The organism is Lelliottia sp. 489 (assembly GCF_050435885.1).
GTDB lineage: Bacteria > Pseudomonadota > Gammaproteobacteria > Enterobacterales > Enterobacteriaceae > Enterobacter > Enterobacter nimipressuralis.
The window spans coordinates 1,537,658-1,556,844 of record NZ_JBNDLC010000001.1 but is presented as its reverse complement, the minus strand read 5'-3'; the positions used below and the strand labels follow the sequence as shown (position 1 = coordinate 1,556,844).

Below are 19,187 nucleotides of genomic sequence, written 5' to 3'. Positions count from 1 at the left end.
ATCGCGTGACGTTGTTTATGTTATGTCTGAGGATTATCAGTGAAGCGTTGCGACCGAAAGGTGAATCAGGTCACAATGTAATCGCTTTGTTAATATAAATCTCACAAGATTGGTTATAAGAAATTTGACTGAGGCCTCGCGATGGAAATCAAACTGCACGCCAATGCCACCACGACACCGCGCACCCGTCGCTATCTTCAGCAGTCGGATAAGAGCGACAGGGAGCTGGCCCTGGAGCTGGGAATTTCAGTCACCACTGTCCGGCGCTGGCGTAAACGCGAGCAGATATCTGACAACCACACGACGCCTAAAGTGATACACAAAGCGATGAGACAGGAGCAGGTTTCATTGATTAACGCCCTGCGTGACGCCACCGGTGCGCCGCTGGACGAACTGTTGCTGCTGGTGAATGAAGGGCTGGGGATTAGCGTTTCGCGGGCGACGCTGAATCGCTATCTGAAACCTGCTGCATCCTCGCGTCAGGGCGCGCCACTGCAGGGCAAAAAAGCGCTGAAAGCCGGTCTCTTACCGCAGCGGCTTGAACTGCATCATCTGCCGCTCTCATTGCATATGGACGACGGCGGGGAACAGCATCTGCTGTGGGCGCGAGAGCCGGTCAGCGGCTGGTGTTTTGCCAGGCTTTACGCGGGGATTTCACCGCAGCTGGTAGCAAACTGGGCAAGGGAGCTGCTGGAAGCCTGTCCGGCTGATATTCAATCTGTTGAGACTTTTGGCTTCGCCACATCGTTGAGCCTGGAGGAGATAGTGATAAAACACAGCCCGGCACAGCACAGCGCCGTACAGGTGGCGATCCCGCTGGGTGAAATCATTCCCCGAGTGAATGTGGAACCGGCAGGGGAGTTATTGATGCGAATCTGTGAATTCTATAATCAGGGCAAAGCGCAGAAAAAGCTGGGGGACAGTACGCCGCAGGGCTTTCTTGAAGCGCTGCGGCGCACCCTTTAGTTGAGGATTTCGAGCACATCTTCCGGTGGGCGGCCAATGCGCGCTTCACCGTTAGCGACCACAATCGGGCGCTCAATCAGCTTTGGATTTTCAACCATCGCCTGAATCAGCGCATCTTCCGTGAGGTGGCTGTCATCCAGGTTTAAGGATTTATAGAGATCTTCTTTCCGGCGCATCAGCTCACGTGCGCTCGCCATGCCCAGCATGCTCAGAAGCTGGCGAAGAGTGGCGGCGTCCGGCGGCGTCTCCAGATAGAGCACCACGTCGGGATCAATGCCGTTCGCTTTCAGCAGGCTCAGCGTGTCGCGACTCTTGGAGCAGCGAGGGTTGTGATAAATTTTAACCTTGTCTGACATGACTTCTCCTTATTACATCTTTTCGTACGGCTTGAACCGTTGCTGCAGCGCGCGCAGCTGATCGATTCGGGCGTCGTAGCGCGCCTGCTGCAGACTGCCCAGTTTCACCTGCGAACTGGCGCTGCTTAACAGGGAAATCGACTGGTCCAGGCGCCCAACCAGGGCAAAGCCCTCGGCGCGCGCGGCTAACTCCTGGTCGCGGTTACCAAGCTGTCCTTCGGTTTGCGCCAGTAAATCCCAGCCGTTTTGATCGTCTTTATGGTCAAAGGTATAGCGATTCAGAATCGTTGCCGCCTCTTTCGGCTGGCCGCCCTGCAAGTAAGCATTCGCCAGGTTGAGCTGCAACACCGGATTGGTGCGCAAATCTTTGGCGTTTTTCAGGCGATTAATCGCATCGGCAGTTTTCTTCTGGCCTAAATCGATGTCGGTTGAGAGATCCAGATACCACGCATTGTTAGGATCGGCGGCCAGCAGAGGCTGGATCGCTTTGCGCGCCTCATCGTATTTGCTGGCCTCCATCGCCTGCAGCGCACGACCGTACTGGGCTGCATTCTGCTCACGCACATTGCCTTTCGTCAGCGTATCGAGCAGGTCGCTCGTCAGCTGGTTGCGGCCAGAATTATACATGCCGAGGGTTCTGACCTTCGCCATGTAGAAATCCTGCGACGACTGAACGACGACCGGACGCATCTGATTGGCACGGTTACGCGCATCTGAAAGACGGCTTTCTGGCAGGGGGTGGGTCAGCAGAATTTCCGGTGGGCGAGTGGAGTAGCGCGCCTGATCGAGCAATTTTTCGAGGAAGGTCGGCATCGCCTGCGGATCAAAACCAGAGCGCTGGAGCACCTGAATGCCGATGCGGTCTGCTTCCTGTTCGTTCTGCTGGGTAAAGCTGATCATCCCCTGACGCGTCCCGGCGAGCGTCCCGGTCAGGGCGGCCATGCCGGCCTGCGGGCTGGCCATCGCCAGCAGGATCGAACCCAACGCGCCGACCCAGGTCAGCGGTGCATTTTTTTTCTGATCTTCCATGGCACGCGCCAGATGGCGCTGAGTGACGTGGGAGATTTCGTGCGCCATTACCGACGCAAGCTGGCTTTCGTTGTCGGAATAACGGAATAACGCCGAATGCAGCACCACGTTACCGCCGAAGAAGGCGAAGGCGTTGATTTCGTCGTTATTAATTAAATAGAAGTGGAAGGGGGTTTTGACGGAGTCGGCGTGGGCCACAAGGCGCATGCCAAGACCGTTGATATATTGCACCAGCAGCGGGTCATTAATCAGCGGCGCGCTGCCGCGAAGCTGACGCACGTAGTAATCACCCATCTGCATTTCTTGTCCGATGGAGAGCGTGCTTCCTGCTGAGGTACCCATATCCGGCAATGTATCGGACGTGTCAGCGAAAGCTGGCACCATTTGACCGACAGTCAGCGCGGCAATAAGCGTTGCAACCAGAGTTTTTTTCAACTGCCTGAACATAACCTCTGCCCTGTATTTTGGATGTACCCATTTGACCGAAGAACGTGCATATCGTTCACCTTCTGCTGCTCTGCGAGTGTAGCCGTGTTACGGCCTGAAGAAAATCCCAAACGCCCGCCTTTTGCGTTTCGTGACGCAGCGTCAAAAATGGAAAGTCTTTTGTGTGACAGTTAGATACAATTCGCCTCTCGCTCCAGCCATCAGATTCAGGGAAGGGTTGTATGCTCGAAATGTTAATGCAGTGGTATCGGCGCCGTTTCAGCGACCCCGAAGCTATTGCTTTGCTGGTTATTCTGGTCGCCGGGTTCGGTATTTTGTTCTTCTTCAGCGGGCTGCTGGCGCCGCTGCTCGTTGCCCTGGTACTGGCCTATCTTCTTGAATGGCCGACAGTGCGTCTTGAAAAAATTGGCTGCTCCCGCCGCTGGGCAACCAGCATTGTGCTGATCCTGTTCGTCGGCATTCTGTTGCTGATGTCGTTTGTGGTGATGCCGGTTGCCTGGCAGCAGGGGATCTACCTGATCCGCGATATGCCGGGGATGCTCAATAAACTCTCCGATTTTGCCGCCACGCTGCCACGCCGTTATCCGGCGCTGATGGATGCGGGCATTATTGATGCGATGGCGGAAAATATGCGCGCCCGCATCATGACGATGGGCGATTCGGTGGTGAAATATTCCCTCGCCTCGCTGGTGGGCCTGCTAACGCTGGCGGTCTATCTGGTGCTGGTGCCGCTGATGGTCTTCTTCCTCGTGAAGGACAAAGAGCAGATGCTCAACGCCGTGCGCCGTATTTTGCCGCGCAATCGCGGGCTGGCGGGGCAGGTGTGGAAAGAGATGAACCAGCAGATCACCAACTACATCCGCGGCAAAGTGCTGGAGATGATTGTGGTCGGCGTCGCAACCTGGATTGGGTTTGTGATCTTTGGTCTGAATTATTCGCTGCTGCTGGCGGTGCTGGTGGGCTTCTCGGTGCTGATTCCCTATATCGGCGCATTCGTGGTGACGATTCCGGTGGTCGGTGTGGCCCTGTTCCAGTTTGGTCTGGGTACAGAATTCTGGAGCTGTTTCGCAGTCTACCTGATTATTCAGGGGCTGGACGGCAACCTGCTGGTGCCGGTGTTGTTCTCGGAGGCGGTGAATTTGCACCCGCTGGTGATCATCCTGTCGGTAGTGATTTTTGGGGGGCTGTGGGGCTTCTGGGGGGTGTTCTTTGCCATCCCGCTGGCGACGCTGATTAAAGCGGTCGTGCATGCGTGGCCGGATGTGCCTGCGGTGGAAGAATAAAAAAATCCCGGTTCAATGAACCGGGATTTTTCGTTTAATCAGGCGTTCGCTTTCAGCCAGTCGAGCACCACGTCGTGGTGGTTGCTGGTTTTGAAATCATCAAACACATGTTCAACTTTGCCATCGGCATCAATCAGGAAGCTGATGCGATGAATGCCGTCGTAGGTTTTGCCCATAAAGGTCTTCTCACCCCAGACGCCAAATTGCTCGCAAACCTGATGGTCTTCATCGGAGAGCAGCGTAAAGTTCAGCAGCTCTTTTTCAGCGAAGCGTGACAGTTTTTCTGACTTATCGGTGCTGATTCCCAGCACGTCTACGCCGGCCTTTTTCAAATCATCCATGTTATCGCGTAAACCGCACGCCTGTACGGTACACCCTGGCGTCATGGCTTTCGGGTAGAAATAGACCAGAACACGCTGTCCCTGGAAGTCGGTCAAATTTACTTGCTCGCCGTCTTGATCGGGCAGGCTAAATTTCGGTGCGATGTCACCGGCTTTCAGTGGATTCATTACTCAACTCCATCCTGTTCGTGCTGCGAATAATTGACGACGTTTATACTGCCTTGTGCATTGAGTTCTGTACAGAGTGCTTTGAACGCTTGCTCAATATTTGACGCATCGTGCGAGGCAGGGCTGTGTGCCGTGATCTGAATAAATAATTTTGGCAGCGGTCCGGGCTGTGTGCGGGACACAAGCTCAGCGATGTTCATCTGGTGGCTGTCAAACAGTGCGGTGAAACGTTCGATTAAATGCGGGGAATCGGTGACTTCAACCTGCACCCAGACGGTCGCCGGCATGGCCGGGCGCGGGCGCGCAGTTGTGCGTTTCATCACGATCAGCAAATCCAGCTCCGCGCCTTTCAGCGGCAACGTGGATTCAATGAGCGTAATCGCGTTCCATGTCCCGGACAACAGCATGATAAACGTGAACTCGTCACCCAGCATCGCAAGGCGGCTGTCTTCGATATTACAGCCGCAACTGCTGACGTGGCGGGTGATGGTGTTCACAATACCGGCTCTGTCGGCACCCAGCGCAGTGATAACCAGGTAATGTTGTGATGAGGTTGTCAAACCTGTTCTTCCTTTGCGTGGTTAAGTCATCCTAAGGAAAGCATAAAAAAAACATGCATACAACAGCCTGGACGCCTTACGTCGCTTGCTTTTATTACAGTTCCAAACGTACCATTGAGAATCTTGTTTGCACAGAGGATGGCCCATGTTCACGGGAAGTATTGTTGCGCTTGTTACGCCGATGGATGAGAAAGGTAATGTCTGCCGGTCAAGCCTGAAAAAACTGATTGATTACCATGTCGCCAACGGGACGTCGGCGATCGTTTCCGTAGGGACTACCGGTGAATCTGCCACCCTGAGCCATGAAGAACACGGCGATGTGGTGATGATGACCGTCGAACTGGCTGACGGGCGTATCCCGGTTATCGCCGGAACGGGTGCAAATGCAACCGCCGAGGCCATCAGCCTGACCCAGCGTTTTAACAACAGCGGCATTGTCGGCTGCCTGACGGTGACCCCGTACTACAACCGCCCAACGCAGGAAGGTCTGTTCCAGCATTTCAAAGCCATCGCTGAACATACTGACTTGCCACAAATTCTGTATAATGTGCCGTCGCGTACTGGCTGCGATATGCTGCCGGAAACCGTAGGCCGTCTCTCGAAAGTTAAAAATATTATCGCAATTAAAGAGGCGACCGGGAACTTAAGCCGCGTTCACCAGATCAAAGAGCTGGTTTCAGACGACTTTATCCTGCTCAGTGGTGATGACGCGACCGCGCTGGACTTCATGCAGCTCGGTGGTCATGGCGTGATTTCCGTTACGTCTAACGTAGCCGCGCGCGATATGGCCGAAATGTGCAAACTGGCTGCGGCGGGTCATTTCGACGAAGCTCGCTTGATTAACCAGCGTCTGATGCCGCTGCACACAAAATTATTTGTCGAACCCAATCCGATCCCAGTGAAATGGGCATGTAAGGAGTTGGGACTTGTAGCGACCGACACGCTGCGTCTGCCGATGACCCCCATTACCGACCACGGTCGCGAAGTGGTCACCGGGGCGCTGAAGCATGCCGGTTTGCTGTAGAGTTTAGGGAGATTTGATGGCTTACTCAGTACAGAAGTCGCGCCTGGCGAAGGTTGCGGGTGTTTCGCTTGTTATGCTCCTCGCAGCCTGTAGTTCAGACTCGCGCTACAAGCGCCAGGTGAGCGGTGATGAATCCTATCTGGATGCAACGCCGCTTGCTGAACTTCATGCGCCAGCGGGTATGATCCTGCCGATTCAAAACGGCGATTACAACATTCCTGTCACTAACAGCAGTGGTGCAGTAGGCAAAGCGCTGGACATTCGTCCACCGGCACAGCCACTGGCGCTGGTGAGCGGTGCCCGCACCCAGTTTACGGGTGACACGGCTACGCTTCTGGTCGAAAACGGTCGTGGCAACACCCTGTGGCCGCAGGTGGTCAGCGTGATTCAGTCGAAGAACTACGCGATTGATAAGCGTGACGACGCCAGTCAGAGTCTGACGACCGACTGGATCGAATGGAACCGTCTGGATGAAGATCAGCAGTACCGTGGTCGTTATCAAGTCTCTGTCAAACCGCAGGGTTATCAGCAGGCCGTCACGGTCAAACTGCTGAACCTGGAGCAGGCTGGCAAGCCAGTGGCGGATGCGGCCTCGCTGCAGCGCTACAGCACTGAAATGCTGAACGTGATTGCTTCTGGTCTCGATAAAAACGCGACCGATGCAGCGAACTCCGCGCAGAGCCGCAATGGCGTGACTTTCGATGTGCAGAGCGCAGCGGATGACACCGGTCTGCCAATGCTGGTAGTGCGCGCACCGTTCCAGCAAACCTGGCAGCGTCTGCCAGCCGTGCTTGAAAAAGCCGGTATGAAAGTGACCGACAGCACCCGCTCAACGGGCAGCATCACGGCCACTTACAAACCGCTTTCCGATAGCGCATGGCAGGAACTGGGTGCCAGCGATCCTGGCCTCGCGTCCGGCGATTACAAAATTCAGGTCGGTGACCTCGATAACCGCAGCAGCTTGCAGTTCATCGATCCGAAAGGTCACACGCTGACCCAGTCGCAGAACGATGCGCTGGTCGCGGTCTTCCAGGCTGCATTCAGCAAATAAAAAACAGGGCTGGTTAATCCAGCCCTTTTTATTTTCGTGCTACGCAAACGTGTGCGTGGCATAATATCCCGAGATTTTTGTACATATCATCACACCAGGAGTAATGAAGATGCAGAAGCAAGCTGAGTTGTATCGTGGCAAAGCGAAGACCGTATACAGCACCGAAAACCCGGATCTGTTGGTGCTCGAATTCCGCAATGATACGTCAGCAGGGGATGGCGCACGCATTGAGCAGTTCGATCGTAAGGGCATGGTAAACAACAAGTTCAACCATTTCATTATGAGCAAACTCGCCGAAGCCGGTATCCCGACTCAGATGGAAGCGTTGCTGTCCGATACGGAGTGTCTGGTGAAAAAACTGGATATGGTCCCGGTCGAATGCGTGGTGCGTAACCGCGCGGCAGGCTCCCTGGTGAAACGTCTGGGTATTGAAGAAGGCATCGAACTGAACCCGCCATTGTTCGACCTGTTCCTGAAAAATGACGAAATGCACGATCCCATGGTCAACGAATCCTACTGCGAAACCTTCGGTTGGGTAAGCAAAGAGAACCTGGCGCGCATGCAGGAGCTGACCTACAAAGCCAACGACGTGCTGAAAAAGCTGTTTGATGACGCGGGCCTGATCCTGGTCGACTTCAAACTGGAGTTCGGTCTGTACAAAGGTGAAGTGGTGCTGGGTGATGAGTTCTCCCCGGACGGCAGCCGTCTGTGGGACAAAGAGACCCTGGATAAAATGGACAAAGACCGTTTCCGTCAGAGCCTGGGTGGCCTGATTGAAGCGTACGAAGCCGTCGCGCATCGTCTGGGCGTTAAACTCGATTAATTCCTTTGCGGGCCAATGGGTGGAAACATCCTTTGGCTTGTTACCATTGTTTCCTATGGTAATCCGTCCGTTAACCGCCTACGATCACTCTATTCATATTGAGAAAGTTTCGAGGTGGTTATGCGCTGGCAAGGGCGTCGTGAAAGTGACAATGTAGAAGACAGGCGCAGCAGTGGCGGCATGGGGCCGTCGATGGGCGGTGGCGGGATGCGACTTCCCGGCGGTAAAGGCGGCATTGTTCTGCTGATTATCGTACTGGTGGCGGGCTACTACGGTGTCGATTTGACCGGTTTAATGACCGGAGAACCGGTTCCACAACAACAGCAATCTCAGCGCTCCATCAGTCCGAACGAAGATGAAGCCGCAAAATTCACCTCTGTCATTCTGGCGACCACTGAAGATACGTGGAGCCAGCAGTTTGAAAAAATGGGCCGCACCTACCAGCAGCCAAAACTGGTGATGTACCGTGGCGCGACACGCACGGGATGTGGCACAGGACAGTCTGTAATGGGGCCGTTCTATTGCCCGGCAGACAGCACCGTCTATATCGATCTCTCCTTCTATGACGACATGAAACGCAAACTTGGCGCTGACGGCGATTTTGCCCAGGGCTACGTGATTGCGCATGAAGTCGGTCACCACGTACAAAAACTGCTCGGCATCGAACCGAAAGTGCGTCAGCTGCAGCAAAACGCCTCCCAGACTGAAATCAACCGCTTGTCCGTGCGTATGGAACTGCAGGCCGACTGCTTCGCAGGCGTCTGGGGCCATAGCATGCAGCAGCAGGGCGTACTGGAGTCGGGCGATCTGGAAGAGGCACTCAACGCCGCACAGGCTATCGGCGACGACAGTCTGCAACAGCAAAGCCAGGGGCGCGTGGTGCCAGACAGCTTCACCCACGGCACTTCTGAAGAACGCTACACCTGGTTTAAACGTGGTTTTGCGAGTGGCGATCCGGCTCAGTGCAATACCTTTGGTAAAGCCATGTGATGTCGCGCGGCAGGGAAGAGGCGGTCTCCTGGTTTGAACCACTGGCCGCACAGCTACAGCGGGAAGGTCATCGCCGGTTGCTGGTGCTAAGCGGTAGCGATACGTGGTCGCAGACACACGCATTGATGCTTCGCGACGCGCTTTCCGGCGACTGGCTGTGGGTTGGAAACGACGCGCCCGTTGAGCCGCACTGCGCGCCGCAAGCGCTAAAAAATCTGCTCGGACGCGAGTATCGTCACGCGATTTTCGATGCCCGTTGCGGTTTTGATGTCGCAGCCTTTGCGGCGCTGAGCGGCACATTACGCGCGGGCAGTCTGCTGGTGTTACTTACGCCTCCCTTCGCCGTCTGGCCCGGTCAAACCGACAGTGATTCGCTTCGCTGGAGCGACAGCGATACCCCCATCGCGACGCCGCATTTTGTTCACCATTTTTGTCGGGTGGTGAGCGCCGATCCCGGTGCGTTGATCTGGCATGAACACCAGCCCTTACCTGATTTTCCCTTGCCTTCGGCACCCGACTGGCAGCCTGCCAGCGGCGAGCCGCAGCGCGAACAGGCTGACATTCTGGAGTCACTAACCGGGATGGAAACCGGCGTAGCGGTGGTGACAGCACCGCGCGGGCGGGGGAAATCCGCGCTCGCGGGGATGCTGTTACGCCGCATTTCGGGTCGGGCTATCGTCACTGCGCCTGCGAAAGGGGCGACAGACGTCATCGCCCGCTTCGCGGAAAATCACTATCACTTTATGGCCCCGGACGCGTTGCTAGCTTCTGACCAGCAGGCCGACTGGCTGGTGGTTGATGAAGCCGCCGCCATTCCCGGCCCGCTGCTGGAACAGTTGGTGTCGCGTTTCCCGCGTGTATTACTCACGACGACCGTGCAGGGTTACGAAGGTACGGGGCGCGGCTTTTTACTCAAATTCTGCGCGCGTTTTAGCGGCCTGCACTCTTTCACCCTCTCGGCCCCCATTCGCTGGGCGGCGGGCTGCCCCCTTGAGCGCGTGATAGCGGATGCGTTGTTATTTGATGACGACGTTGTGGACGCGATACCCGGCGGTACACCCGAGATCATCTCCCTGGAACAAAACGCCTGGGAGAGCCAGCCGCAGCTTGCCGCTGATATCTACCGGCTCTTGTGCTCAGCGCACTACCGCACCTCACCCGTGGATTTACGCCGGATGATGGACGCGCCGGGCCAGCATTTTGCCGTCGCCCGCACCGGGAAAGCGCTGGCAGGGGCGCTGTGGCTGGTAGACGAGGGTGGGTTAACGCCGGCGTTGAGCCAGGCCGTGTGGGCAGGCTACCGACGCCCGCGCGGCAATCTGGTGGCGCAATCTCTTGCCGCCCACGGAGGATCACCGCTTGCGGCGACAATTGTCGGGCGGCGCGTTACCCGCGTAGCGGTCCATCCGGCGCGTCAGCGCGAGGGCATCGGCCAGGCGCTGACGGGCAGCGCAGGTGCGCACCGACAGCAAGATTATCTCTCCGTCAGCTTTGGCTATACCCAGGAGCTGTGGCGCTTCTGGCAGCGCTGCGGCTTTGTGCTGGTGCGTATGGGCAGTCATCGCGAGGCCAGCAGCGGCTGCTATACGGCGATGGCGCTACGGCCCATCAGCGAGGCGGGGCAGGCGCTGTGCGCACAGGAACATCAGCGCCTGTGCCGCGATGCGCGGATCATTGAACGCTGGAACGGCGAAAAGATCCCGGTAGACGATCGCTGGGAGACTACCCTTAATGATGATGACTGGCTGGAGTTAAGCGGTTTCGCCTTTGCCCATCGTCCTCTCTCGACGTCTGCAGCAGCGCTCACGCGCCTGTTGCTGGCGGTACCTTTACCGCTGGAGGCCCTGCGCGGCAGGCTGGAAGAGGGCAAAGAGGACGTGCAGCTGTGCGCCGACCTGGCACTTCACGGACGTAAAACATTACTCATACGACAGCGCCAGGAGGCCGCGCAGGCTCTTGAATCGCTTGATCGCTGCCGCTGCGAGCGGCTCAAAAGTGACGTTTTGCAATGGCATTTTTTTCAATGACTTCTTCAATGAAGTGGCATGGTCATTACCCCGCAGAGGCGTAAAATCCTGACTATCAATTAAGGAGACTGCCATGAAACATGACCATTTTGTTGTCCAAAGCCCTTCTGCCCCAGCGCAACAACTGCTGCTGCTGTTTCATGGCGTCGGTGATAATGCAGTGAATATGGGGCAAATCGGCAGCTGGTTTGCGCCGATTTTCCCCGACGCACTCATCGTCAGCATTGGCGGCGTAGAGCCTTGTGGCCCACAGGGGCGTCAGTGGTTTTCCGTGCAGGGCGTGACGGAAGAGAATCGTCAGGCACGCATCGATGCCATCATGCCGACCTTTATCGACACCGTACGCTACTGGCAACAGCAGAGCGGTGTAAGTGCCGGAGCAACCGCGCTGATTGGTTTCTCGCAGGGGGCGATTATGTCGCTGGAGAGCGTGAAAGCACAGCCGGGGCTGGTCTCGCGTGTGATTGCCTTTAACGGCCGCTTTGCAACTCTGCCACAGAGTGCCACGACAGCAACCACCATCCACCTGATTCACGGCGGTGAAGACCGCGTGATTGAGTTGTCCCATGCGGTGGCCGCTCAGGAAGCGCTGATTCGTGAAGGGGGAGATGTGACGCTGGATATTGTTGATGAACTGGGTCACGCCATTGACGATCGCAGCATGCAGTTCGCGCTGGATCACCTGCGCTTTACCGTGCCGAAGCACTATTTCGACGAAGCGTTAAGCGGCAGCAAGCCAAACGACGACGATATTGTCGAGTTTATGTAAGTTCAAACCCCTCTCCCGTCGGAGAGGGGTTTTTGAAACTATTTCTTCTGGTCTTTCTTCGGCCAGTTGTCGTCATCGTCCCACTTATCGTTAAAATCACGATGCGGGGGAAGCTCAGGTTTGTTGGCGAGGAACTTCTTATGGTCCACGCGCTTCAGATCTTTGATCACGTTCAGCAGCACGCCTACCAGAAACACCAACACCAGAATCCACCAATATTTAGCCAGCCAGTCCATTCGCTATTCCTTCTCAGAGCAGTCGTCAGGCGACGAGTTGCTCCATAATACGTTGATACATACGAGCCAGTAGCTGCAAATCAGCCGCGTTCACGCATTCATTGATTTTATGAATGGTGGCGTTTACTGGGCCCAGTTCGACAACCTGCGCACCCATGCGGGCGATAAAGCGTCCGTCTGAAGTGCCACCGGTCGTCAGGAGCTGCGGTTTGATCTCATTATAGTGCGCGATAGCGTTTACCACCGCATCCACCAGCTTGCCGCGCTGGGTCAGGAACGGCTGGCCGGAAAGCCACCAGTCCAGGGTGTAGCGCAGTTCGTATTTATCCAGCAGAGCAATCACGCGGGATTTGATCATCTCGTCGGTCAGTTCCGTGCTAAAGCGGAAGTTGAACTGCACGAAAAGATCGCCCGGAATAACGTTGTTGCTGCCGGTGCCCGCCTGAACGTTGGCGATCTGCATGCTGGTCGGCGGGAAGAATTCATTGCCTTTATCCCACTCGATCCCCACCAGCTCGCTCAACATTGGCGCCGCGCGATGTACCGGGTTATCGGCGAGATGCGGATAGGCCACGTGGCCCTGCACGCCGTGGATGGTCAGATTGCAGGTCAGTGAGCCGCGACGGCCATTTTTCACCACGTCACCGACCACTTCCGTGCTCGACGGCTCGCCCACCAGGCAATAATCCAGGCGTTCGCGGCGTTCCATCAGCGCTTCGACCACTTTCACCGTGCCATTTTTGGCGCTGGCTTCTTCGTCGGAGGTGATCAAAAACGCGAGACGATTTTTGTGGTTCGGGTGCTGGGCGACAAAGCGTTCGGCGGCCACCACCATCGCAGCCAGCGAGCCTTTCATGTCAGCAGCGCCACGACCAAACAGCATGCCATCGCGGATGGTGGGTTCGAAGGGAGGATTGATCCAGCGATCGGCGTCACCTGCAGGGACGATATCGGTGTGTCCGGCAAAAGCCAGCGTTTCGCCCTGGCCGCGCCATGCCCAGAAGTTCTGGGTGTCGCCAAAATCCATACGCTCAACGGTAAAACCAATGGCGCGCAGGCGCTCAATCATTAATGCCTGACAACCTGCATCGTCCGGGCTAAGGGAGGGACGGCGAATAAGCTGCTGAGTCAGCTCAATGACCGGGCATGACATAGACTACACCTCAAATATAAGTCTGATAACTGGATTCACTAAAACCCAGCAGCATAGGCTGCCCAGGCGCACAGAGCAATGGGCGTTTGATGATCGCAGGCATTTCGAGCATTAATTTCGCTGCGCTGTCAGCGTCAGTGATGCTATTGCGTACTGATTCATCGAGTTTTCGCCAGGTGGTCCCGCGGGTATTCAGCAGCGCTTCCCAGCCCAGTTCTGCGATGGCGCTATGCAGAAATTTCGCATCCAGGCCATCTGCGCGATAGTCATGAAAGCGATAATCAACATGGTTTGCCTCAAGGAAGCGGCGTGCTTTTTTGATGGTGTCGCAATTTTTAATGCCGTACATCACAATCATCGTGAATCCTTTTGTCTTTATTAATAACAAACGTTCAATTTTTTCGACTTTAAATTGTTCAGAGAAATATAACACATTCAGTTTATCGTTAATTCTGCTATGCCGATTAATTCAACGTACAACTGTTCGCTGAATAGTGTTTCATTTTTTACGCATAAAAGTCCAGCCGCGTAAAATTTCTTTTAAAGTCAGTTCAGAATAAGATTATCACCCGCTCGTATGGTTGTTTCTAAATATTGCTATTGGTCACATAAAATTAAAGGTAATCGCGCCATATTTGTCTCAGGGCCAGCACAGGAGCGGGGGACACAATCGTAACCATTGATTAAATTATCTTCACAATGACGATATATTCTCATAGAATACGCATAATAATAAGAGAGGTTGTTATGATTGAACGTGAACTGGGGAACTGGAAAGATTTTATCGAAGACATGCTTCGTAAATGATCTTCAGGAAGAACTGCAAGAGCACTTAATTTAGTTATAAAAATGATGTGATAGGTATCAAACAAATCACACGTTAAAAAGGCGGCTATCAAAGCCGCCTTTTTTATTGCCTGATTACTCCGGCTTTTCTTTTAACGGGAAGCGCTGGCGCACCAGCACAAAGAACAGCGGCACGAAGTAAATGGCGAGAATGGTCGCGGAGATCATGCCCCCCATTACGCCGGTCCCGACCGCGTGCTGGCTGCTCGAACCTGCGCCGGAACTAGTGGCCATCGGCAGGACGCCAAACACAAATGCCAGCGAGGTCATCAGGATTGGGCGCAGACGTTGACGGCAGGCGTGCAGCGTGGACGACAGCAGATCGTGGCCCTTCGAATTCATCTCATTGGCAAACTCAACGATCAGAATGGCGTTCTTCGCCGACAACCCAATCACCGTCAACAGCCCTACCTGGAAGTAGACATCGTTCTCAAGTCCTCGCATCCAGGTGGCGAGCAGCGCACCAATCACACCCAACGGTACCACCAGCATCACTGAGAACGGCACCGACCAGCTCTCATACAGAGCGGCCAGACACAGGAAGACGACCAGCAGTGAGACGGCATATAGGGCAGGGGCCTGTGCGCCAGACAGCCGTTCCTGATAGGACATGGCCGTCCACTCCAGGCCAAAACCAGCCGGTAGCTGTTGTACCAGTTTTTCCATGGTGTCCATGGCGGTACCGGTACTGACGCCCGGCGCGGCTTCGCCGACGATTTCGAGCGCCGAATAGCCGTTATAACGCTCAAGTCGTGGAGAGCCGCTCTCCCAGTGAGAGGTGGCAAAGGCGGAGAAGGGCACCATGCCGCCGGAATTGTTACGCACGTACCAGAGATTAATATCGTCCGGCAGCATACGATACGGCGCGGCGGCCTGAACGTAGACCTTCTTCACGCGGCCCCGGTCCATAAAGTCGTTCACATAGCTGGAGCCCCACGCGGTTTGCAGGGTGTCGTTGATATCATCAATAGACACGCCCAGCGCCTGCGCCTTGCGCTGATCGATATCAATCTGCAGCTGCGGGCTGTCATCCAGACCGTTGTGACGAACGCGGGTAAGCGATTTATCCTTCCCCGCCAGTTCGAGCAGCTGGTCGCGCGCGGCCATCAGCGCATCGTGTCCGACTCCGGCGTGATCCTGTAATTCCATATCAAAGCCAGCCGAACTGCCGAGGCCGCTGATTGCCGCCGGGCTGCTGGCGAAAACGCGCGCCTCTTTGATGTGGCTAAAGGCTTTGGTGGCACGCTCGATAATGGCGAAAGAGGAGCCGGTCGTGCTGTCGCGCTCATCCCAGTTTTTCAGGCGCACGAACATACGGGCGACGTTCTGCCCGTTCCCGCCGGGGCCGGAACCGACCGTGGAGAACACCGACACGATATTGTCTTTCTCTTTGGTGAAGAAATAGGATTCGACGTTCTCAACCACCTTCAGCGTCTGCTGCTGGGTGGCCCCGCTTGGGAGCTGCACGGAGGTGATAAACATTCCCCGATCTTCCAGCGGCAGGAACGAGGTTGGCAGGCGCAGGAATAAGAAGACCATCCCGCCGAGCAGCAGAACGTAAATCAGCATCCAGCGCAGGCTGCGGTGCAGGATTTTCCCCACACCCGCTTCATATCGCGCTGCATTGCGGTTGAACATCCGGTTAAACCAGCCGAAGAACCCTTTTTGCCCGTGCTGTTCCCCCTTGTGTAACGGCTTGAGCAAGGTTGCGCAGAGGGCAGGGGTCAGGATCATCGCCACCAGCACCGACAGCACCATCGCCGAGACGATTGTTATCGAGAACTGGCGGTAAATCGCGCCAGTGGTGCCGCCAAAGAAGGCCATCGGCACAAACACAGCGGAGAGCACCATCGCGATGCCGACCAGTGCCCCCTGAATTTGTCCCATCGATTTGCGCGTCGCTTCCCGCGGCGACAGACCCTCTTCGCTCATGATGCGCTCGACGTTCTCAACCACCACGATGGCATCGTCCACCAGCAGGCCGATCGCTAGCACCATCGCAAACATGGTCAGGGTGTTGATGCTGTAACCAAAGGCATAGAGCACGGCAAAGGTGCCGAGCAGCACGACGGGAACGGCAATGGTCGGGATGAGCGTGGCGCGGAAGTTTTGCAGGAACAGGTACATCACGAGGAAGACCAGTGCGATGGCCTCGAGCAGCGTTTTCACCACGTCCTCAATCGAGGCTTTCACGAAAGAGGTGGTTTCATAGGCAACTTTGTATTCCAGGCCATGCGGGAAATACTGGGACAGCTCATCCAGGCGGTCGATGACCAGCTTCGCGGTCGCCATTTCGTTCGCGCCGGAGGCCAGTTTAACCCCGATACCCGACGCCTGATTGCCGTTAAACCGGCTCAGGTAGTCGTATTTTTCGGCACCCATCTCAACGGTGGCGACGTCGCCGAGCCGCACTTCGGAACCGTCCTGATTCACGCGCAGGGTGATATCGCGGAACTGCTGCGGCGTCTGGAGCAGGGATTGCGAGTTGATGGTGGCGTTCAACGCCTGTTTATCCACCGACGGCGTACCGCCCAGTTGCCCGACGGCGATTTGCGCGTTCTGGGATTTGATGGCGTTAGTCACATCGGTGGCGGTCATCTGCACGCTGTTCAGCTTCGCCGGGTCCAGCCAGATGCGCATGGAATACTGTGAGCCATAGGCGTCGATATCGCCGACGCCGTTAATACGGCTTAAGGGGTCCTGAATATTACTGGCAACGTAGTCCGAGATATCCTGCTTATCCATCGAGCCGTCGGTCGACACGAAGGCGATGGTCAGGATGTTGGAATCCCCGGTTTTACGCACCGTCACGCCCTGGTTCTGCACCGCCTGCGGCAGCTTACGCATTGCCGACTGCAGCTGGTTTTGCACCTGCTGCACCGCTTCATCGGGATCGGAACCGGCGGTAAAGCTTAACGTCACCGTCGCCTGACCAGTCGCGCTGCTCTGGGACGACATGTACATCAGGTTATCCAGCCCGGTCATATTCTGTTCAATCACCTGAGTGACCGTATTTTCCAGCGTTTGCGCCGATGCGCCCGGATAGTTCGCGGTAATACGCACGTTCGGCGGAGCCAGGTCGGGATATTGCTCCACAGGTAAAGACAAAATAGCGAGAGTGCCCGTCAGACATAAAATAATTGCCAGCACCCAGGCAAAAATGGGGCGATCAATGAAAAAATTCGCCATTAAAGTAAGACCTCGTAAGCTTGCATCGTTATTGTTTATTGCCCGCTTAACTCTAGCGGCAAGGCGGATGCCAAACGTGGAGAAAAAAAGGAGATAGTGTAAATTATCATGCGCATTTACAGCGCCTTGTTAACTTTCCGCCCTGTCGATTATTACCTGGTGGCGTCGCATCGGCATGACGGTTTCCGGCAATTTACCGTTATTTACCCGCTTCAGGTTCCGGCGTGCGAAAACGAATACACACCTGCGTCCCGCCATTTTGCGGCTGCGAAAAGCCGAGCGTGCCGCCCAGTCGCTCCGCACGTTCGCGCATAATGTTCAGACCGTAGTGTCCTGGCGGTTCGCTGGCGTCGCCGATCCCAATGCCATTATCCCGAATATAGACCGTGTGCTCGCCATCCGGTGCAGTCACGCAACTGACCGTAATCACCGTCGCGTCGGCGTGTTTGATGGCGTTCAGCACCGCCTCACGCACGATCTGCAGCAGATGAACCTGCTTTTGCGCATCCAGCGCCAGGGACGAGAGGCGACAGTCCAGCTCCAGTTTCGCACGGGTCTGGCTTTGTAGCCCTTCGAGTGCCTCCTGCAAAGCCGCGGGAAGATTGGAGTGGTTCAGCGTCAGGCGGAAAGTGGTCAACAGCTCGCGGAGCTGGCGCCAGGCGTTGTTCAGCTCGCGTGAGAAGTCGGTGATGATGGTCTGCGCCGGGACGTTATCGTCCGGTACCGCACGCTTGAGCAGCGCCAGCTGAATGCGCAGGTAGGAGAGCACCTGCGCCAGCGAGTCGTGCAGTTCGCGGGCAATGGTGGCGCGCTCTTCCATCAGCAGCAACTGCTGGAAATGCTTTTGCGCCTGATTGAAATAGAGCCCGCGCCCAAGCATCGTCGCCACGTTTTTCATCAGCGGCTCCGGCACGATGTTTTCGCTCTGCCAGCGCAGCTCACCGAAGCGCGTCTCCTGCATAACTACCGGCAGGGTGAAGGTCTGCTGTTCCGCTTTTTTCACCCCTTCACACAGCTGCCAGTTGTCGCTGGCCTGCAGTTCCAGATAGCTCATTCCCGTATATTCCTGAACCATCTGGATGATATGGCGGAAACTATGGGGGTCTATCTGGCTGGTATTCAGCGCCTGAGAGCACTTGAACAGCATTTCGAGCTGCTGGTGGGCTTCGTTCAGGTGCCGGGTCTTCTCTTCGACCGTAATTTCCAGCGAGCGATAGTGTTTATGTAGCTCGGCGGACATATGGTTGAAGGTGCGCGAGAGCAGCCCCAGCTCGTTGGGCAGGTGCGTGTCCTCGGCCTGAATGTCGAAATTCCCCTGTTCCATTTTCTGGCTGGCGAACACCAGATGATTGAGCGGTGCGACCACCTCCCGGCGGATCCCGCGGAGGGTCATAACCACCAGCAGCAAAATCCCCACGCCGCCCGCCAGGGAAATAGCGACCACCAGCTGCATTTTATGTTCTGCATAGTGCTGAAGAGCCAGCACGAAGGTGTCTATACGCTCCACATATTGCTGAATATGGTCCTGATACCAGGTTTTATCTCCCGCTTCGAGATGGTCGTCCATCTCAGCCCACGCCAGCTGCAGCTGCTGATATCCCGTTTTCACCGACGCCGGTACATACCAGCGATCGAGTTCTTGCAGGACGGGCAAGTTCAGGGTGTTTTGCCAGTGGAGGCGGTGGGCGGAAAAATCAGCGCTGTTGCGCTCCAGATCGTAGCCGAGCCGGTAACTTTGCATGCGTAAAGAGCCTGCAATATTAATGGCTTCGGCATCGCGCAGACTGCTGGCAAGCGTCATCAACGCAATGCCGCTGGTCAGAACGGAGAGCAAAATAATGGAGATGAAAGCCCGGGCCAGGCTTCCTGATACAGGACGTTTAACGATCACAACTCGGCTTCCTGAATGTAACTGAAACGCAATTTCAC

At 55.8% G+C, this 19,187-nt stretch carries 18 protein-coding genes; 9 read left to right on the top strand and 9 right to left on the bottom strand.

Features of this window, described 5'->3' with window-relative positions; genetic code table 11:
• Positions 1 to 141: 141 nt before the first annotated feature.
• A complete protein-coding gene (locus ABIE11_RS07595; protein ID WP_429184224.1) occupies positions 142 to 966 on the top strand; it encodes an XRE family transcriptional regulator in 825 nt (274 codons plus the stop codon).
• Here the strand turns inward: ABIE11_RS07595 and arsC are convergent.
• Complete coding sequence (arsC, locus tag ABIE11_RS07590) at positions 963 to 1,322, bottom strand: arsenate reductase (glutaredoxin) (protein WP_107703142.1); 360 nt, start codon at positions 1,320 to 1,322, stop codon at positions 963 to 965. The genes ABIE11_RS07595 and arsC overlap by 4 nt on opposite strands.
• Before the next feature lie 12 nt (positions 1,323 to 1,334).
• Positions 1,335 to 2,798 carry a beta-barrel assembly-enhancing protease gene (gene bepA / locus ABIE11_RS07585; protein ID WP_409255422.1) on the bottom strand — a complete coding sequence of 488 codons (1,464 nt, stop codon included), beginning with the start codon at positions 2,796 to 2,798 and terminating at the stop codon, positions 1,335 to 1,337.
• A gap of 221 nt (positions 2,799 to 3,019) precedes the next feature.
• Between bepA and ABIE11_RS07580 the strand changes: the two genes are divergently transcribed.
• Complete coding sequence (locus ABIE11_RS07580) at positions 3,020 to 4,081, top strand: AI-2E family transporter (RefSeq protein WP_100779346.1); 1,062 nt, start codon at positions 3,020 to 3,022, stop codon at positions 4,079 to 4,081.
• A 38-nt stretch (positions 4,082 to 4,119) separates the two neighbouring features.
• On the opposite strand, the gene bcp is transcribed toward ABIE11_RS07580, so the two are convergent.
• The gene (bcp, locus tag ABIE11_RS07575; protein WP_100779347.1) at positions 4,120 to 4,590 is read right to left on the bottom strand and encodes a thioredoxin-dependent thiol peroxidase; all 471 of its coding nucleotides are present in this window, start codon (positions 4,588 to 4,590) and stop codon (positions 4,120 to 4,122) included.
• On the bottom strand, positions 4,590 to 5,150 hold the full coding sequence (locus tag ABIE11_RS07570) for a glycine cleavage system transcriptional repressor (RefSeq protein WP_100779348.1): 561 nt from the start codon (positions 5,148 to 5,150) through the stop codon (positions 4,590 to 4,592). The genes bcp and ABIE11_RS07570 overlap by 1 nt, the downstream gene beginning before the upstream one ends.
• Before the next feature lie 145 nt (positions 5,151 to 5,295).
• Here ABIE11_RS07570 and dapA point away from each other — a divergent pair, with 145 nt between their 5' ends.
• The 6 genes from dapA (at position 5,296) to ypfH (ending at position 11,834) form a co-directional block, all read left to right on the top strand.
• Positions 5,296 to 6,174: a 4-hydroxy-tetrahydrodipicolinate synthase gene (gene dapA / locus ABIE11_RS07565; RefSeq protein ID WP_100779349.1), complete on the top strand. Its 879-nt coding sequence runs from the start codon at positions 5,296 to 5,298 to the stop codon at positions 6,172 to 6,174.
• A 16-nt stretch (positions 6,175 to 6,190) separates the two neighbouring features.
• Entirely contained in the window at positions 6,191 to 7,225 is a 1,035-nt protein-coding gene (bamC, locus tag ABIE11_RS07560; protein WP_100779350.1) for an outer membrane protein assembly factor BamC, read from the top strand.
• 109 nt (positions 7,226 to 7,334) lie between these two features.
• Positions 7,335 to 8,048 carry a phosphoribosylaminoimidazolesuccinocarboxamide synthase gene (gene purC, locus ABIE11_RS07555; RefSeq protein ID WP_095282862.1) on the top strand — a complete coding sequence of 238 codons (714 nt, stop codon included), beginning with the start codon at positions 7,335 to 7,337 and terminating at the stop codon, positions 8,046 to 8,048.
• 120 nt (positions 8,049 to 8,168) lie between these two features.
• Positions 8,169 to 9,038 carry a KPN_02809 family neutral zinc metallopeptidase gene (gene ypfJ / locus ABIE11_RS07550; protein ID WP_429184223.1) on the top strand — a complete coding sequence of 290 codons (870 nt, stop codon included), beginning with the start codon at positions 8,169 to 8,171 and terminating at the stop codon, positions 9,036 to 9,038.
• Entirely contained in the window at positions 9,038 to 11,065 is a 2,028-nt protein-coding gene (locus tag ABIE11_RS07545) for a tRNA(Met) cytidine acetyltransferase TmcA (protein WP_429184222.1), read from the top strand. Before ypfJ ends, ABIE11_RS07545 begins: the two co-directional genes overlap by 1 nt.
• A gap of 73 nt (positions 11,066 to 11,138) precedes the next feature.
• Positions 11,139 to 11,834 (top strand): esterase, encoded by a 696-nt coding sequence (gene ypfH / locus ABIE11_RS07540; RefSeq protein WP_100779353.1) that lies wholly within the window; start codon positions 11,139 to 11,141, stop codon positions 11,832 to 11,834.
• A gap of 38 nt (positions 11,835 to 11,872) precedes the next feature.
• On the opposite strand, the gene ABIE11_RS07535 is transcribed toward ypfH, so the two are convergent.
• From ABIE11_RS07535 to ABIE11_RS07525, 3 genes are read right to left on the bottom strand one after another with little or no spacing between them, the layout of a single operon-like run.
• Entirely contained in the window at positions 11,873 to 12,070 is a 198-nt protein-coding gene (locus ABIE11_RS07535; protein ID WP_059179411.1) for a YpfN family protein, read from the bottom strand.
• A gap of 25 nt (positions 12,071 to 12,095) precedes the next feature.
• Positions 12,096 to 13,223, bottom strand: a complete 1,128-nt coding sequence (gene dapE / locus ABIE11_RS07530; protein WP_107703144.1) for a succinyl-diaminopimelate desuccinylase — start codon at positions 13,221 to 13,223, stop codon at positions 12,096 to 12,098.
• A 10-nt stretch (positions 13,224 to 13,233) separates the two neighbouring features.
• Positions 13,234 to 13,581, bottom strand: a complete 348-nt coding sequence (locus tag ABIE11_RS07525; RefSeq protein WP_429184221.1) for an ArsC family reductase — start codon at positions 13,579 to 13,581, stop codon at positions 13,234 to 13,236.
• Between the two features lie 389 nt (positions 13,582 to 13,970).
• Between ABIE11_RS07525 and ypfM the strand changes: the two genes are divergently transcribed.
• Positions 13,971 to 14,030: a protein YpfM gene (gene ypfM / locus ABIE11_RS07520; RefSeq protein WP_100780840.1), complete on the top strand. Its 60-nt coding sequence runs from the start codon at positions 13,971 to 13,973 to the stop codon at positions 14,028 to 14,030.
• 114 nt (positions 14,031 to 14,144) lie between these two features.
• Here the strand turns inward: ypfM and acrD are convergent, their stop codons facing one another.
• Positions 14,145 to 17,258, bottom strand: a complete 3,114-nt coding sequence (gene acrD / locus ABIE11_RS07515) for a multidrug efflux RND transporter permease AcrD (RefSeq protein ID WP_100779356.1) — start codon at positions 17,256 to 17,258, stop codon at positions 14,145 to 14,147.
• A gap of 199 nt (positions 17,259 to 17,457) precedes the next feature.
• Positions 17,458 to 19,149 carry a nitrate/nitrite two-component system sensor histidine kinase NarQ gene (gene narQ / locus ABIE11_RS07510; protein WP_429184220.1) on the bottom strand — a complete coding sequence of 564 codons (1,692 nt, stop codon included), beginning with the start codon at positions 19,147 to 19,149 and terminating at the stop codon, positions 17,458 to 17,460.
• Positions 19,150 to 19,187 lie beyond the last annotated feature (38 nt).

Excerpts from the sequence above, each read along its gene's own strand:
- bcp (WP_100779347.1), bottom strand. The coding sequence starts at position 4,590 with ATGAATCCACTGAAAGCCGGTGACATCGCACCGAAATTTAGCCTGCCC.
- ABIE11_RS07580 (WP_100779346.1), top strand. The coding sequence starts at position 3,020 with ATGCTCGAAATGTTAATGCAGTGGTATCGGCGCCGTTTCAGCGACCCC.
- dapE (WP_107703144.1), bottom strand. The coding sequence starts at position 13,223 with ATGTCATGCCCGGTCATTGAGCTGACTCAGCAGCTTATTCGCCGTCCC.
- dapA (WP_100779349.1), top strand. The coding sequence starts at position 5,296 with ATGTTCACGGGAAGTATTGTTGCGCTTGTTACGCCGATGGATGAGAAA.
- ypfJ (WP_429184223.1), top strand. The coding sequence starts at position 8,169 with ATGCGCTGGCAAGGGCGTCGTGAAAGTGACAATGTAGAAGACAGGCGC.
- acrD (WP_100779356.1), bottom strand. The coding sequence starts at position 17,258 with ATGGCGAATTTTTTCATTGATCGCCCCATTTTTGCCTGGGTGCTGGCA.
- ABIE11_RS07525 (WP_429184221.1), bottom strand. The coding sequence starts at position 13,581 with ATGATTGTGATGTACGGCATTAAAAATTGCGACACCATCAAAAAAGCA.
- bamC (WP_100779350.1), top strand. The coding sequence starts at position 6,191 with ATGGCTTACTCAGTACAGAAGTCGCGCCTGGCGAAGGTTGCGGGTGTT.
- ABIE11_RS07545 (WP_429184222.1), top strand. The coding sequence starts at position 9,038 with ATGTCGCGCGGCAGGGAAGAGGCGGTCTCCTGGTTTGAACCACTGGCC.
- ABIE11_RS07595 (WP_429184224.1), top strand. The coding sequence starts at position 142 with ATGGAAATCAAACTGCACGCCAATGCCACCACGACACCGCGCACCCGT.
- ABIE11_RS07535 (WP_059179411.1), bottom strand. The coding sequence starts at position 12,070 with ATGGACTGGCTGGCTAAATATTGGTGGATTCTGGTGTTGGTGTTTCTG.
- bepA (WP_409255422.1), bottom strand. The coding sequence starts at position 2,798 with ATGTTCAGGCAGTTGAAAAAAACTCTGGTTGCAACGCTTATTGCCGCG.
- purC (WP_095282862.1), top strand. The coding sequence starts at position 7,335 with ATGCAGAAGCAAGCTGAGTTGTATCGTGGCAAAGCGAAGACCGTATAC.
- ypfH (WP_100779353.1), top strand. The coding sequence starts at position 11,139 with ATGAAACATGACCATTTTGTTGTCCAAAGCCCTTCTGCCCCAGCGCAA.
- arsC (WP_107703142.1), bottom strand. The coding sequence starts at position 1,322 with ATGTCAGACAAGGTTAAAATTTATCACAACCCTCGCTGCTCCAAGAGT.